Source organism: Streptomyces sp. NBC_01116, assembly GCF_041435495.1.
In the GTDB taxonomy this organism is placed as follows: Bacteria; Actinomycetota; Actinomycetes; order Streptomycetales; family Streptomycetaceae; genus Streptomyces.
Genome location: NZ_CP108644.1, coordinates 6,610,523 through 6,625,106, shown reverse-complemented (window position 1 = coordinate 6,625,106; position 14,584 = coordinate 6,610,523). Strand labels below are relative to the sequence as shown.

Here is a 14,584-nt window from a genome sequence, read left to right as displayed (position 1 = left end):
GCGGGCGCTGTCGGCTGCGGGACCGATTGGATGGCCGCCGTGGCGGGGCCGGCCTCTACGGGAGCGGGCGCCAGGACGTGCAGGGAGCGGATGTTCGCGCCCTGCACCCTCTCGTTGGCCGCCGCGATCAGCTTCGGTGCGCTGGGCCGTGACGCCGGATCGTCGCATAGAGCGGCCTCATGCGAAGTCGTCGGGGACGATACGCATCTTCTCCGCGATCCGGGCGAGGGCCTTCTGGTCGGCGGTACTGAGGGAGCCCAGGACCAGACTGCGTACCGCGCGCAGGTGCGTGGGTGCCGCCCGGTCCACGATGTCGAAGCCTGCGTCGGTGAGTTCGGCAAGGGTGTAACGCCCGTCGGCCGGGTCAGGGGTCCGGACGACCCAGCCGCGCTGCTCGCACCGTTTGATGACGTTGGACAGCCGGGAGAGCGACCCGCTGGCGAGGAAGGCGAGCTCCCCCATTCGCAGCCTCCGCTCCGGGGCCTCGGAGAGGTGGCTGAGCACGAGGTACTCGAACAAAGGTGATGCCGTGCTCTTCCCGCAACGGTGACTCCAGCTTCCCCGGCAGCAGCAGCACCAGCAAGATCGGAGTGACACCGAGCTGGTCCAGGGCGCGGGCCCGGTCACCGAGGTCGAGCTCACGGGGGATGTTCAGGCCCCTCGGTCAGAGGGTGTAGACGGGCGCCTCCATGCCAGCCCGGTGTCTTCGGGACTGGCACCCAGTGGCAGCAGCTCGGTCACCTCGTGACAGCCATGATCACGACGGCTGGGGTGCGTGCGCAGGGACAAACGTGGCCATCATGGCTGATTCCCATCTGATGCCACCGATGCTCCCATTCGCAAGCAGTCGTGGAGGGTGGCTGTGAAGCCGGGCAAGGACCCGAGTCCTGCCGCCCTCCGGCCGGCCTCACTTCGCACTGGATTTTCATTAGCACTGCGGCGTGCGTGGGCCGAATCCTCGGGGACGTACTGGATCCGAACCGCTACGGAAGACGATTCCGCGTCAGTGAGCGGTCGTCGCTGCTCCTCGATCGAGATCTGGGCCAGACTCTCAGGTCAACCCGCAGGTCACCCGGTCAAAGCCGGTCTGTGGAGCGGATCCCGGGGCGGTGCCGTAACTGGGGTGTCCTGGTGTACTTTCTGGCTGCTTTTGAGCGACTTTCGGGTCATCTTACGTAGCGGATCTTTTGGATGAATATTCTAAGCAGAAACCATTGGCCAACCCTTGAGCGGTGCTAGTAATTACTCTGCGTTCGGCGCCGAGTTGCCTATCCATCTCGAAGGTCGGGCGTGAATCCCACTTCTCCAGCAAGGATGGATTTCCTCGCATGGCAATCGCTCTCCGCAAGACACTCGCTCTCACAGCTCTGGCGCTGACCGCTTCCTTCCTGCCGACTGCCGGGGCACAGGCCGTGGAAGCGGCTTCCCCCGCCCTGCGTGCTCCCGGGCTGTACTGTCTCGCGAATGCCTGGAACACCCCGAACGTGTCCACGAAGCCGTGTGACGCGAAGGACCAGGGCCAGCACTGGACCCTTTCGGGCCACCAGATTTCCCTGACCAACGCCCCGGCCTACTGCCTCGCCAACACCTGGAACGCCGCGGACGTCTCGGTGAAGCCGTGCGACCCCAAGGACCAGGGACAGTACTGGAATGTCTCGGGCCAGCAGATCGCCCTCACGTATGCGCCGGCCTACTGCTTCAGCAACGCGTGGAACACCCCGAACGTCTCGACCAAGCCGTGCGACGCGAAGGACCAGGGCCAGCGCTGGGTGATCTTCAAGGACCAGATCAGCCTCGCTGCCGCCTGACCCCCGCTGCGCAAACGGCCTTCCCGGCCAGTCCTCGCAAGCAAGCCACCTGCTCCGACGTCCCAGCCGGCAGAGGTCCCTACGATTTCTGACATCCCGCCCGTAGGTCGCCGCACCGGCCGAACCCCGACCTGGTTATAGCGGCGACCTGCGAGGCTGGCACGGATCCTGGAGAGCAGAGGCAGCCGGTCGGCGAGGTCACCGTCATAGCCGCGGACTCCGGCGGCTACCACCAGCCGCCGGGGGAACGCCAGATCGGGGTGGGCCGGCCGGTGATCCTCCGGTGCGCGAGGACACCGAGGATGTACCAGCCTTTCACCGACCATCAGGCGATCCACGCCTCGGCTACCAGCAGGTAGACCACCAGCTTGACCACGCCGACGAAGAGGGCGGCTCCGCCACCGGAACCACCGCCTCGGCTCCGGCCCCCGAAGAGAGGGACGGAACCGCCGAGGGACAGCGGACCGGGCAGCGGGACGGACCAACGCAAGCGCACGGTGTTCTCCTGACGTTGCGGCACTGGGACGGATACGCCGCACCGACAGGTACAACGAGACAGGGGTTCGGGCCGCTTCGCGGGGCCTATCCCGACGACCAGGCACACATGTGCTGGTGGTAGGTATCCGGAGGCGCTCTGCGAACACCCCGAGCCTGGCATAGCCCCGCCACCCGGTGAGAACTCACACACGGCCGCCCTCCCGGCGGCGTCAAGCAACCGGTGCGTCAGCTTTTGCCGGGAAGCGGACAACTATGGAGGTTCTGCATCGCTGACGTTGTCGGGTCGCAAGGATGTGGTGACTTCGCCGGACGTCGGCTCTGCCGGTGTGCGGGCGGGGTAGGGCTGTTGCGGTGCTCGTTCCTGCCGCAGCGGTGCGCGAGGTGTGCAGCGTGCCCAGAGTGGTGGCGCGGTGCGCGCTGTACGGGGCCCTCGGACCCAGTGGTCCTAGACCGCGGGGTGGGGCCGCGCGACCGCACCGCTGCCGGTTCCCGGGTCCTTCGGACCTGCCGTCGGGTGCGGACTCGATGAAGGGGAAGTCCTGTGACTTCTGCACCTGCCAGACCACGCCGCACCCTGTCCAGCTTCGGGCGGCGGCTGATCTCCCTCACCGCCGGCGCCGCTCTGGCCGTCTCGGGCCTGGTGGCGCTCGCCTCACCTGCCCAGGCCACGAACGGCCCGCTGGCCTACGTGACCAACTTCGGCGGTAACACCGTCTCGGTGGTCGACACGGACACGAACACGATCACCGGCAGCGTCACCGTCGGCAGCAAGCCCGTCGGCGTGGCGGTCAACCCGGCGCAGCCGCGCGCCTACGTCGCCAACCTCGCCTCCAACAGCGTTTCGGTGATCGACACCGCGACGAACACGGTCACCGCGACCGTCCCCGTCGGAGCCACGCCTGTGTTGGTGGCGGTCAACCCGTCCGGGACCCGCGCCTACGTCGCGAACACCGGCAGCGACTCGGTCTCCGTCATCGACACCGCGACGGACACAGTCATCGCGACCGTGCCCGTCGGGGACGGCGCGAACGGGGTGGCGGTGAGCCCGTCGGGCGCCACCGTCTACGTGACGAACAACCTCGCGGCCAGCGTCTCGGTGATCAGCACCGCGACCAACACGGTCACCGCGACCGTCCCGGTCGGCAACGGCCCCGCCGGTCTGGCGGTCAGCCCGTCAGGGACCGTGGTCTACGTCACGAACAACAGCAGCAGCAACTCCGTCTCGGTGATCAGCACGGCGACGAACACGGTGACCGCGACCATCCCGGTCGGGTCTGCCCCGAACGGGGTCTCCTTCACCCCCTCGGGAACCCGGGCCTACGTCGCCGACAACGGCGGCTCCGACGTCAAGGTGATCGACACGGCGACCAACACGGTCACCGCGACCGTCCCCGTGGGCGCCGCCCCCGCCGAAGCCAGGGTCAACCCCGCCGGCACCGCCGCCTACGCCACCAACCTGAACGGCAACACCGTCTCGGTGATCAGCACCGCGACCAACACGGTCACGGCCACCATCACCGGGTTCAACAGCCCCTACGACATCGCCTTCTTCCCCAAGCCCGCACCGAAGAAGGCCGACATCGACGTCAACCTCGTCGCGCAGCCCCACCTGGGCATCCTCGTGCCCTACCTGAGCTACACCCTCACCGCCCAGAACACCGGCCCCGACGCGGTCACCTCCGCGACCCTCACCGCGGCCCTCCCGGCCGGCACCACCGCAACGAACCTCTCCCCCGGCTGCACTGTTGCCGGCATCACGGTCACGTGCGCCTACGGGGCCATCGCCAACGGGGCGAGCGTGAACAAGACGTTCCGCGTCCCGCTGAGTGTGCTGACCCTCGGCCAGGTCACCGTCACCGGCGTGCGGACCGCGTCCGCGCCCACCGATCCCAACCCGGCCAACGACAGCGCCACCGCCACCTGCACCGCCATCTCCATCATCCTCGTCACCTGCCCCTGATACCTCCCACGCGGTGAACCGCGTACCACGCACCACCGCTGCCCTCCACCGCCGCACCGGTGGAGGGCAGCGGCACGAGAAGCGCGGAAGACCCAGCGCCGGGGAAGCGCCCTCCATACAGTGCAGGCCGCCGACGTCTTTACAGAGGCTCATCCCGATCGTTCGCCCGACCCGCCGCTCCATCCCAGCGCGCGCCAACAGGCACACGCTGGAGTCAGAGCTCACCTAGAAATGGAGTCGGTCGTCACCGACAAAGCCACCTGGGCGACTACCTGCCGCCTCACGTGGCGGACATGGCGCGGAAGGTCGCCGGGGTACTGGAGGAGCCACAACCGGCGCCCGCGTGACGCCGGGGGCGTGGTCGTTAGGCAACGCGACCCCATACCGGGCCCCGGGGAAGGTGCTGATCCCCCGGGGCCCGTGGTGTGTCCGCTCTACCGGTAGCAGCGGGTGGGGCCCCGCTCCTGGGGGCGGGCAGCAGCGCCTTTCTCGTCCGCGATCCGCTGCTGGTCTCGCCGCAGAGCGTCCGCTCGGGCCTCGGGGGTGACGGCTGGACCGAGGGTGATCGCCTCGGTGCCGGTCACCGGGGCCAGCGAGTACCGCAAGGGCGCTTTGCTGGACCGCGTGGGCAGGTGGAGACGGGCCACACCGGCCGGAAGCTCGGCGCGCAGCGCTCCGTGCCAGCGGATCCATAGCGCGGGGCGCCCGCGGAGTGCTTCGTCTCGGAGCTTGTCCACGGCGGTGCTCTCGTCCGCGCGGTCGATCTCCACGGCGACCGGCGGGCCGTCTTTGGGTCGAGGTAGGCAGACTAGGACGGCGACCAGTAGGCGATGCAGCCGCCGTTCGTCAGACGGGGCGGGTCGATGTAGCGCATCTGCGCCTCTGTCCTGCATCTCCATCCGGACGCTCCCACCCACTGCACCACCGCCCGGGTGATGGACTGGGTCGCGCCCTTGCCGGTCAGGCCGGTGAGGGAGAAGCCGGTCTCGGACAGGTACGTGCCTAAGGAAACGGCGAGAATCTCGGACTCGCCGGCCTCCGTCGGTTCATGGGCCATCCGGTGATTCTCCGCTCGCCCACTGACAACGGCCTGCTGCTTCCCGGCCGACGACCGGCCCGCACTCCAGCCCATCTCGGGGCAGATCGCGGGCGTGCAGTCTGCCTTGGGGTGAAGGCCGGGCTACTCGGCCACGTTGTCGGGACTGGGCAGGTGGGGCGGGAACTGCCGCTCCAGGATCTCCGCTCACTGGTGCAGGACGACGAAGCCGGTCGCGTCGGCCTGCGCCTGGACCAGCTCGGTCAGCGCGTCGATGAACGGCTGGGCAGACGTGCCCGGCGGCATCGCGGCGGCGGCCTGCTTCAGACGTTCGTGCGCGGTCGGGAAGGTCTCCTTGGCCCACGCGTCCTGTTCCTCCATGCGCTGAGAGCCTGCTTCCCAGTCGATCTGCATGATGGTCCACTGCGTGCAGTCCGGCGTGTGCCACATCTGGTGCGGCGTTCCCACCGCGAGGCAGACGTTGTCCCGGCCAGGGCCCGCCGCCTTGCAGTCCGGGCACACTTCGCCTTCCGTCTCCGCGTAACCCTGCATCACGCTGCTCCCCTCGCCTGGAAAGGCACGAGCCTGCCACGGAGGATCGCGGGCTGACCAGAGCTTCGCCGTCCGGCGCCAGCTCGGTGACCTCACGGTATGGCCACCAGCCCGGTGACCAACCAAGGTGGGGCAATGAGCTTCTTCGAGCAGGCCACCGATCGGGTGATGGCCCGTGAAGGGCAACGAGCTAGGCCCTCGGGCTGTTGAGCGAGATGTCTGACGTCTCAATCACGTTGCTCGGGGGCCTCGTTGGTCGTCCATCCTGCCGCACTCGACCTGCCGCATGCACTCGTGGAGTGGGTCACCATGCTGATCATCACTCGTGAGGGCGACCGGCGCTGCAAGCTCCGCCCGTCCCAGCGCGCGATGGTGGCACTCGTGTACCTGCGCGAACACACCACTCTCGCGAAGATCGCCGCCGGGTTCGGGATCAGCGAGTCCACCGCCCACGCCTACACCAGCGCGGTCATCGACCTGCTCGCCGAACGAGCACCGGGCCTGCTCAAGACGCTGCGCGAGCACGAACCCGACTTCGTCCTGCTCGACGGCACCCTCGCCGAGTGCGACCGGGTCGGCGACGGCCGGGCCGACTACTCCCACAAACACCGACGCCACGGCGTGAACGTGCAGGTCGTCACCGACCCAGGCGGCCGGCTGCTGTGGATCTCGCCTGCCCTGCCGGGCCGTACACACGACCTGACCGCCGCCCGCACCCATCGGATCATCCGGATCTGCGAGCGCCAGGGCGTTCCCATCCTGGCCGATCTCGCCTACCAAGGCGCCGGGCCGTGGCTGACGACCGGCATCAAACGCAAGCCACTCACGGACCTCACTTCCACCGAGAAGACTCTCAACCGGGCGCTGGCCGCGGCACGAGCACCCGTGGAACGCGGTGTCGCGAGCCTGAAGTCCTGGCGGATCTTCCGCAGGTCCCGGTGCAGCCCCAACCGCATAACGTCAATCGCCAAGGCCATCCTGACGCTGGAGAGGCAACTCTGAAAGAGCTCATTGACGCACTCTCCGTCGGCCCTGACACCTACGGATTCGATTCCCTCCGTTCTTCGCAGAGCATGGAGGATGGTCACTGGAAGCAGCCTCAAGCGACCAGCTGGCTGACCCAGCGCGCCAGAGAAAAGCCGCCAACAGCGCCCAGACCATTGGATACCAGGAACATCGAGTTCTGAAGAGTAGACAGACCACGCATCGCCGGATCGGCACCCAGAGCGACAATCCTGCTGGGGCTCATCAACCAGAAGGCTCCGCGCAGGCCGGTCGTCCGGATGGTCCACACCGTCACCACGGCGATGAGGGCAAGGCACGGAACGGCACCCACGAGCCGCCAGGCACTGAAGCCGAAATCCTGGGAATACAGCAGAAGATCCACCAGGGCCGCCACGGGCAGTGCCGCCAGAACAACCCGGAAGAACTCATGACCGCGGCGCTCCGGGCCATATATCTCGTTGCTGAGAACGGAGACGGCCACACAGACAGCCGGTGTAAGCACCACGACGAACAGGATGTTCCATCCCGTTCCCGGGCCACAGGCAACACCGTACCTCGCCCCGCACGAGCCGCCCAGGATGAGCGCCCGCACGGCGAAGTACCAGAAGAAGACTCCCCAGGTGAATACCGCCGTCAGCAACGACATGGCCGCATAACCCATCAGCCCGGGGGTCGTTCTGACCGAGGTCTCAGCCATGCATTCTTCCCATCCGCGCCTCTTCGCGCGCCCACCTCCGCCACCGATTTGAAGGGCTCCGGTGGCCACCGCCTGAGCGCGCCTCCAACTGTCCTTGCGGAGGAGTGAATCATGTCCGCGTCACCCCAGGAACAGCTTCAGACGTCAGACATCTCGCTCAGCAGCCCGAGGGCCTCGCTCGTTGCGCTTCACCGACCGTCACCCGATCGGTGGCCTGCTCGAAGAAGCTCACTGACCGCGGCATCCGCCCCGCGGAGCAGAGTGGCGAACCGCCAAAGCAGCCCGGCCGAAAGCCGGCGCCGCCGCGGCCCAAGACAGTACCGAAGGCCCGCACGAGCTACGCGGACCAACTCCTCGAAGAACTGGCCGCGAACGATGGCTGCCTCATCAAGCCCGTCGAGACCGGCCCGCGCACGGTGAATTGGGCGTCACGGGTCAGCGCCGCCCGTAAGTCCGGAAAGATCCCCCATACACAAGAGCTCTACGCATACCGCACCCACCGCGGCTACGAAATCAAACTCGTCGACATCCCCGCCTGGCGCCTCACGGAACTCACCCCGCTCCCCGTTCCGGCCAGACTCACCAAACCCCACTCCCTCGTGGCCGCCCTCCAACAACGACCACAGCCCATGGGGCTCACCAAATCCATCCAAGGCCGAGCCCTGCGCATCATCCAGGCCCTCATCATCGCCACCGAACCACAAGGCCATAAGGCAGCACTCGGAACCACGCAAGGCGCTCCCCCACCCCACCGTCGCCGCAGCGCACCACCGCACTTCATCATCACCGCCCAAGGCGAAAGCGTCGGATTCCTCGTCCTTCAAGAACAGGACCGCAGCGAACACATCCCCACCGACAAGGAACTCGCCGACGCCAAGAAGCACTCATGGATGCGCATCGCCCGCTTCGACTACACCCCCTCAAACCGCCTGCGCTTCATCCTCCGCGGCGGCAGCCCGCACCGTGCGAGCGAATGGGCCGATGTCCCCGACCGGCCACTGGAAGACCAACTCGCCGAAATCGCACAAGAAGTCGGCCTCCGTGGCAAAGCCGCAGAACACAAACGCCTTGCAGACCAGCAAGCCAGGGAAGCCCAGCAGAGGCGCTGGGAAACCGCCATGGAGGAAGCGCGCACCGCATACGCCTACGCCTATCGCGTCAAGCACCTCGAAGAACAAGCAGACGCCTGGCACCAGACCAAGCGCCTGACCGAATACGTCACAGCAGTACGCGACCACGCCACATCGCTGCCACCCGGTCAGGAAAGGACAGAGATCGAGGCGTGGCTCGCCTTCACGGACGCCCGGCTCCAGCACCTCACCGAATCCGCCGCAGCGCCGAAGCTGCCCACCCCACCCAAGCCGAGCGGCGACGACCTCAAGCCTTTCCTCGGCCACTGGAGCCCTTACGGACCCCGTTCCTACTGATCCTCAAATCAGGCCATATCGAGCACGGCTTCACCAAGAAGCGGCAAAGAGGGAGCCCCCTCAAGCCGTACTCGACACACCGTCACCTGCAGAAACGGGCATCTGACATCTCATCAGAACGTGCGTCAAACGTGCGTCAGAAGGGCCCAACGTGCGTCGAATATGCGTCAAGATATCGCCCGTAACGCCCACAGCGCACATAACGCACACTCGGCGAAACCGCAGGTCAGACGCCCTTTGCGGCGGGCTCAAGGATCGCGACGCACTCGACATGGTGGGTCATCACGAAACACGTGGAACAAAAACCTGTGGAAGTTGCCGCAGGTCAGCGGCCCGCATGGGAAAAACCGGACCATTTGCCTTTGTGCGTTACGGGCGCTGTGGGCGCTACGGGCGCGAAACTGACGCACGCCGCTGGTGCGACCGTCCGCACGTCAGGGACAAACGCAAGGCGCTTGCGGAGGCGGCGGCAGCCAGGCTCGCAGCCGCAAGGGACGCGACGGAGAGCACGGTGGACATGTGCGGGTAGCCGCCCAAGATCTCGGCGAGGCTCGCACCCGCCCAGGGCGCGATGGCTGCGGCGACGGTCGCAGGTGCAGCCAGTAGGCCGGAGAGAGCCGTAGCGGGTGACGCGCCCCAGCGATCGGTGACGGCGGTGGCTTGGAGGAGCGTGAGGTTGCCGCGAACCCTGCCGGCGGCGACGACCCGAACCACGAGGAGGAGAATGGGTCCGGGAGCCAGGCCCAGGGCGAGGGTGGTCGCACCGCCCGCAGCGATGAGGAGCACTGTGCGGGTGGTGGCCGTGGTGGCCGTGGTGTGCCTGGCGAGACGTGCCTACAAGGTGCGGCCCAGGGTCTGGCCTGCACCACCACGTCCCAAGGCCCATGCGGCCGTTGTGGAGCTTGCGCCGCGTTCGGTCAGGAGTGGGACGAGCCCGATGACGACCGCGTAGACCGCGAATCCGGAGAGGGCGACGGCAGCGGCGAGTAGAAGAAAGGAGCGTGACAGGGCGACCGTGTCCTGCTTGTTCGAGGAGGTGGCGTGGGTGGGTGGTTCTGGTGGCGGTGGCCATGGGGCGCGTAGGGCGAGTGCGTGGGCGGGGACGGTGATCAGAGCGAGGATCGCGGCCAGGATCGCGTATGTCGTGCGCCAGCTGAAGTAGTCGGCGAGGGCGGCCGTGATGGGTGCGAAGACGGTGGAGGCCAGTCCTCCGGCGGTTGGCTCGCGCCACCACAAGCCCACGCCCCGGCCCACGACATCGGCCACCGCACCGACTCCCACTCTCACCCCCACTGCGACGCCCGCAGAGTCCTCGCCCATCCCGTCGGCGAAGCCCGCGTCTCCCGGGCACCCGCCCCACCCGAAGGGCGGACCGGGGAAGGACGGCAAGGGGGCCGGGAAGGAGCCCAAGCACCCCTGACACCGCCTCGCCGCGAGTCCCGTGTGTACCGCTGTGCAGGGCTCAGGGGCCCGGTGCGAGCCCGTGGCGCGCTGAAACGCTGGGTGCGTAGGTTTCCTGCGCTCGGTCCCGAACAGGACACATGGTTCGGACATCACCGGCAGACTGCCCTACTGCTGGCCTGGGTGAGAGGGGTCCCACGCCAGCTGACCGTTCGGTATTCTCGCGCTGCGATTCACTCATTCGGACATCTCAGTCAGCAGAGGATCCGGGCAGCAGCCTGGTGCTCAGGGCCGTACGATGCAGGCGCAGGGGCCCGCTGATTTGGGTAGACCTCTTCTTATAGGCAGTCCACATCGGAGGGTGACAGGCGTATGGCGGCGAACGCCGATCACCTGAAAGCTCTTGTGCGGGCGCACTCCGAAGCCAATGACGACCTCTTCTACAGCGTCGCGCTGCAGGTGGCGGCGAAGTCCGCCCGCCAGGGGCAGGGAAAGTTCGCCGTAGAGCTGCGTGAGCTGGTCGAGGCCGCCCAGCAGCGGCAGGGGAAGCAGGACACCCAGCGTGGCCCTACCCCGGTGGTGCAGCCCCGCGGTGAGCTGACCAGTCTCCTGACGGCAGGCTATCCGGACACCCAGCTCGACGACATGACCCTGGACGCCGGACTGCGGGCCTCGCTGGATCGTGTACTGCACGAACAGCGACAGCGTGCACGGCTTGAGCGTTTCGGCTTTACCCCGGTGCACCGCATTCTGCTGTCCGGGCCTCCCGGGACGGGCAAGAGCATGACGGCAGCGGCCCTGGCCGGAGAGCTGAAACTGCCCCTGTTCACCATTCGCCTGGACGGTCTGATCAGCCGGTTCATGGGCGAGACAGCCGCCAAGCTGCGTCTGGTCTTCGACGCCGTGGCTCAGACCCGTGCGGTCTACCTGTTCGATGAATTCGACGCTCTGGGAGCCGAACGGGCAGCAGGCAACGACGTCGGCGAAGCCCGCAGGATCCTCAACTCATTCCTGCTGTTTCTCGATGAGGCACCCTCCGAGAGTCTCGTGGTGGCCGGTACCAACCACCACCAGCTTCTGGACCAAGCTCTGTTCCGCCGCTTCGACATGATCGCCACCTACGGCCCTCCCACCGGGGAGGAAGCTGTACAGGTGGTGCAGCGACGCCTAGCCGGAATGGACACCAGCACACTACGGTGGGGCCTCGTGACAGAACGTGCATCGGGCCTGAGTCACGCCGAGCTGGTCAAAGCGTCGGAAGCAGCGGCCAAACGAGCCATCCTGGCTGACCGGGACGTGGTGGACGAGCAGCTGCTCCTGGAGGCCCTGAATGAGCGACACGCCTCCCACCATGCCTGAGCCCGACTCTTCCGCACGATTCAGTCCGCACCTGATCGTGCCCTGGGAGGCCACCACCCTCACGCCGCGCTCCGAGCCTGCTGGCGGAAACGGCCCCTCCCTGGTCCAGCACACGGACCGGCAGGGGCACGCCGATGCTTTGGTGGATGGGCTGGAGAAGGCCCGCCGTGAGGCAACCCAGTCCATGCAGCAGACGGCCGAGGACCGCCAGCCTGACGGTTTCGCGGTGCGTATCGAGGCGGCTCGTGACCATCCGCTGAGCCTGGAGCGCCTGGACGCATCCGGCCTGACACTCATGAGCAGCCACCCGCAGACCGAGAGCAGTCAGCAGGACGCGCTGGTCTGGATCCCGTTCGACAAAGTCGCTTCGTTCACCCAGCGGATCGCCGACTTCACGGATGACACCCCCGGCGGCAACCCCAAGCAGGCCGTGCTGGTGGCCAATATGGAACAGGTCCAGCGGGCTCTGCTGGAGCATCTCTGGCAGGAGCGGCAGGATCTGCCGCCGCTGGACGAGGAGCGGTGGTGGGAGTTGTGGTTCGATCCGCGGATCTCGCCGGCGGCGGTTGCCACCTTGCGTTCTCTGGCCGAAGAGCGTCGCTGGCGGGTCAGTGAACGGGCGATCCATGTCGGGGAACGCCTGGTGGCGCACGTCGCGACGACCGGTAACGAGCTGGCGTTCCTGTTGGCCACGAACGCCTGCCCTGCTGAGATCCGCAGCCCTACCTTCGCCGAGGGCCTCTACGCCGTCGACCGCGAGTTCCGCGTGGACCTCGTCAAGGATCTCGCCGCGCGCATCGAGCCGGCCGCACCGGAGGCCCCGGCGGTATGCATCCTGGACACAGGGATAGCCCAGGAGCACGCCCTGCTGAAGCCCGCGTTGCACGAGCGCGCCTACAGCGTGCTTCCTGGGAGTACCCCGGCCGACCGGATCGGGCACGGCACGCAGATGGCCGGGCTCGCCCTCTTCGGGGACTTCGCCGCAGCCCTTGAATCACAAGGTCCCGTCGTTCTCAGTCACGGTCTTGAGTCCGTGAAGATCCTCAACGACGCTCACACACCCGGCGTGTCCCCGCGGACCTGTGCGGAAACGACCGCGAACGCGGTCGCGACCGCTGAGATCGGCAACGGAGGCCCCGCACCATCGGGACGGGTCTTCTCGATGGCCGTCACCCGACAGTCCGGGGAAGGGGAGAACGGCGTAGACGGCACCGCGACCCTGTGGTCAGCCACCCTGGATGCCCTGGCAGCAGGCACGGACGTCACCGTCCGGGACGACCGCATCGAACTGATCGGAGCACCCGATCCCGAAGCGTCACGCCTGATCATCGTCAGCGCCGGCAACATCCGCGGTGCCGTCCCCCACCAGATGCGCCGCGACGACGGCACGCTGGATCCGCTGCTTCTCTCCGACCTGTAGCGCATCGAGGAACCCGCCCAGGCGCACAACGTACTCACCGTCGGGGCGTGCACACATATGGACGCCGTCCCCGATGCCGCCCTGTTCCGGGGATACCGTGCGCTGGCGGCGCCGGGCGCACTGTCCCCCTTCAGCCGGACCTCGGTGGCGCTGACCAACGCGGCCATCACCAAGCCCGACATCGTTCTGGAGGGCGGCAACATGCTCGTCGCCCCAGACGACAGCGTCCTGGACGCCCACGATCTGGTGAGCGTGGCGACCACCCACCACGACCCCGCGCGTCAGCTGACCTGGACGAACGCCACGAGCGCTGCCACGGCCCAGGCGGCTGCTCTCGCCGCCACAGCGATGAGCGCCTACCCCGGACTGCGACCGGAGACGGTTCGCGCCCTTCTCGTGCACGAAGCCCAGTGGACCCCGGCCATGGTCGAGCAGGGCCTGTTCAAGAAGACCGGCGCCCCCAAACTCGCCAAGGGCGACATGATGCGACAGGTGATCCGCCGGTACGGATGGGGCATGCCCACCGCCGAGCGTATCCGCAGCAGCGCCTCGAACGCCGTCACCATGATCATCCAGAACACCCTGGTGCCATACAAGGTCAAGGGCGGACAGGTTCGCCTGGCCGAACTCAAGCTGCACGAGCTGCCGTGGCCCCTGGAACAACTGCGTGACCTGGCCGAGACCACCGTCGACCTGCGGGTGACGCTCGCCTACATGATCGAGCCCAATCCCGGCCGGCGCGGCATGCTCGGCCGCTACAGCTACGCCTCACACGGCCTCCGCTTCGCCATCAAAGGCCCCACCGAATCCAGCGACTCCTTCCAGAGGCGCCTGGCCGAACAGGCCGAACACGAGAGCGACGGCCTCGGCAACCCCAGGGCATTCGAATCCAACAGCAAGTGGCTGGTCGGCCCCCGAGCCCGCAACCTCGGCTCCCTGCACGCGGACATCTGGCGCGGATCGGCGGCCGAACTCGCCGACTGTGGCACGCTCGCCGTCTACCCCGTCGGAGGCTGGTGGAAGGCGAACAGGCGCAACGACCGCATCGGCCTGCCTGTCAGCTACGCCCTCCTGGTCTCCCTGCGCACACCAGAGGTCTCCACCGACCTGTACACGCCCATCGCCACCCAGCTCGGCGTGTCGATCGGAGTGACTCCACACGCCCAGACCGAAATCGTGGACGGCATCCCCATTCAGATGGAATTCGGCTGGTAGCTTCCCGGGCAGGTTCAGTCGAGGCCGAACTTGATCCGGCTGCCCGCGCCGACTCCTTCGACCTGCCGTACCGAGTAATGATGCGATCAACCTCGAAGTTTCGTGGCGGTCCACCGATGAACTCGGTGGACCGCCACGAAACTTCGAGGTTACGGCAATGAGGCCAGCGGCCCTCGGGAGTAGGCGTCGATTGACTTCAGATGCGG

10 protein-coding genes and 3 pseudogenes are annotated in these 14,584 nt (G+C 67.3%); 6 read left to right on the top strand and 7 right to left on the bottom strand.

What is annotated here, in order from left to right; genetic code table 11:
* Window positions 1–177 precede the first annotated feature (177 nt).
* A pseudogene (locus OG245_RS29225) lies at window positions 178–586 on the bottom strand (MarR family winged helix-turn-helix transcriptional regulator); the annotation flags it as partial.
* Between the two features lie 742 nt (window positions 587–1,328).
* Here OG245_RS29225 and OG245_RS29220 point away from each other — a divergent pair.
* Window positions 1,329–1,808, top strand: a complete 480-nt coding sequence (locus tag OG245_RS29220) for a ricin-type beta-trefoil lectin domain protein (RefSeq protein WP_098021764.1) — start codon at window positions 1,329–1,331, stop codon at window positions 1,806–1,808.
* 325 nt (window positions 1,809–2,133) lie between these two features.
* Here the strand turns inward: OG245_RS29220 and OG245_RS29215 are convergent, their stop codons facing one another.
* Window positions 2,134–2,304 carry a hypothetical protein gene (locus tag OG245_RS29215; RefSeq protein WP_179893223.1) on the bottom strand — a complete coding sequence of 57 codons (171 nt, stop codon included), beginning with the start codon at window positions 2,302–2,304 and terminating at the stop codon, window positions 2,134–2,136.
* A gap of 543 nt (window positions 2,305–2,847) precedes the next feature.
* On the opposite strand from OG245_RS29215, the gene OG245_RS29210 reads away from it, so the two are divergent.
* Window positions 2,848–4,266 (top strand): hypothetical protein, encoded by a 1,419-nt coding sequence (locus OG245_RS29210; RefSeq protein ID WP_371626355.1) that lies wholly within the window; start codon window positions 2,848–2,850, stop codon window positions 4,264–4,266.
* Window positions 4,267–4,700: 434 nt separating this feature from the next.
* On the opposite strand, the gene OG245_RS29205 is transcribed toward OG245_RS29210, so the two are convergent.
* The 3 genes from OG245_RS29205 to OG245_RS29195 form a co-directional block, all read right to left on the bottom strand.
* On the bottom strand, window positions 4,701–5,036 hold the full coding sequence (locus OG245_RS29205; RefSeq protein ID WP_098021765.1) for a hypothetical protein: 336 nt from the start codon (window positions 5,034–5,036) through the stop codon (window positions 4,701–4,703).
* Between the two features lie 38 nt (window positions 5,037–5,074).
* Window positions 5,075–5,323 carry a hypothetical protein gene (locus OG245_RS29200; RefSeq protein ID WP_098021766.1) on the bottom strand — a complete coding sequence of 83 codons (249 nt, stop codon included), beginning with the start codon at window positions 5,321–5,323 and terminating at the stop codon, window positions 5,075–5,077.
* 186 nt (window positions 5,324–5,509) lie between these two features.
* Complete coding sequence (locus OG245_RS29195; protein ID WP_179893224.1) at window positions 5,510–5,854, bottom strand: hypothetical protein; 345 nt, start codon at window positions 5,852–5,854, stop codon at window positions 5,510–5,512.
* Window positions 5,855–6,106: 252 nt separating this feature from the next.
* Between OG245_RS29195 and OG245_RS29190 the strand changes: the two genes are divergently transcribed.
* On the top strand, window positions 6,107–6,856 hold the full coding sequence (locus tag OG245_RS29190; RefSeq protein ID WP_371626354.1) for a transposase family protein: 750 nt from the start codon (window positions 6,107–6,109) through the stop codon (window positions 6,854–6,856).
* 97 nt (window positions 6,857–6,953) lie between these two features.
* Here OG245_RS29190 and OG245_RS29185 read toward each other — a convergent pair whose 3' ends face one another.
* The gene (locus tag OG245_RS29185; RefSeq protein ID WP_097958454.1) at window positions 6,954–7,556 is read right to left on the bottom strand and encodes a hypothetical protein; all 603 of its coding nucleotides are present in this window, start codon (window positions 7,554–7,556) and stop codon (window positions 6,954–6,956) included.
* 209 nt (window positions 7,557–7,765) lie between these two features.
* Between OG245_RS29185 and OG245_RS29180 the strand changes: the two genes are divergently transcribed.
* Window positions 7,766–8,983, top strand: coding sequence for a hypothetical protein (locus OG245_RS29180; protein ID WP_371626353.1), 1,218 nt, complete (start codon window positions 7,766–7,768; stop codon window positions 8,981–8,983).
* 387 nt (window positions 8,984–9,370) lie between these two features.
* On the opposite strand, the pseudogene OG245_RS29175 reads toward OG245_RS29180, so the two are convergent.
* Window positions 9,371–10,198: pseudogene (locus OG245_RS29175) on the bottom strand (MFS transporter); the annotation flags it as partial.
* A gap of 558 nt (window positions 10,199–10,756) precedes the next feature.
* Between OG245_RS29175 and OG245_RS29170 the strand changes: the two are divergent.
* Together OG245_RS29170 and OG245_RS29165 are read left to right on the top strand one after the other, a co-directional pair.
* Window positions 10,757–11,743, top strand: coding sequence for an AAA family ATPase (locus OG245_RS29170; RefSeq protein WP_371626352.1), 987 nt, complete (start codon window positions 10,757–10,759; stop codon window positions 11,741–11,743).
* Window positions 11,715–14,378 (top strand): annotated as a pseudogene (locus OG245_RS29165) (S8 family peptidase). The gene OG245_RS29170 and the pseudogene OG245_RS29165 overlap by 29 nt, the downstream one beginning before the upstream one ends.
* The last annotated feature ends 206 nt before the right edge of the window (window positions 14,379–14,584 follow it).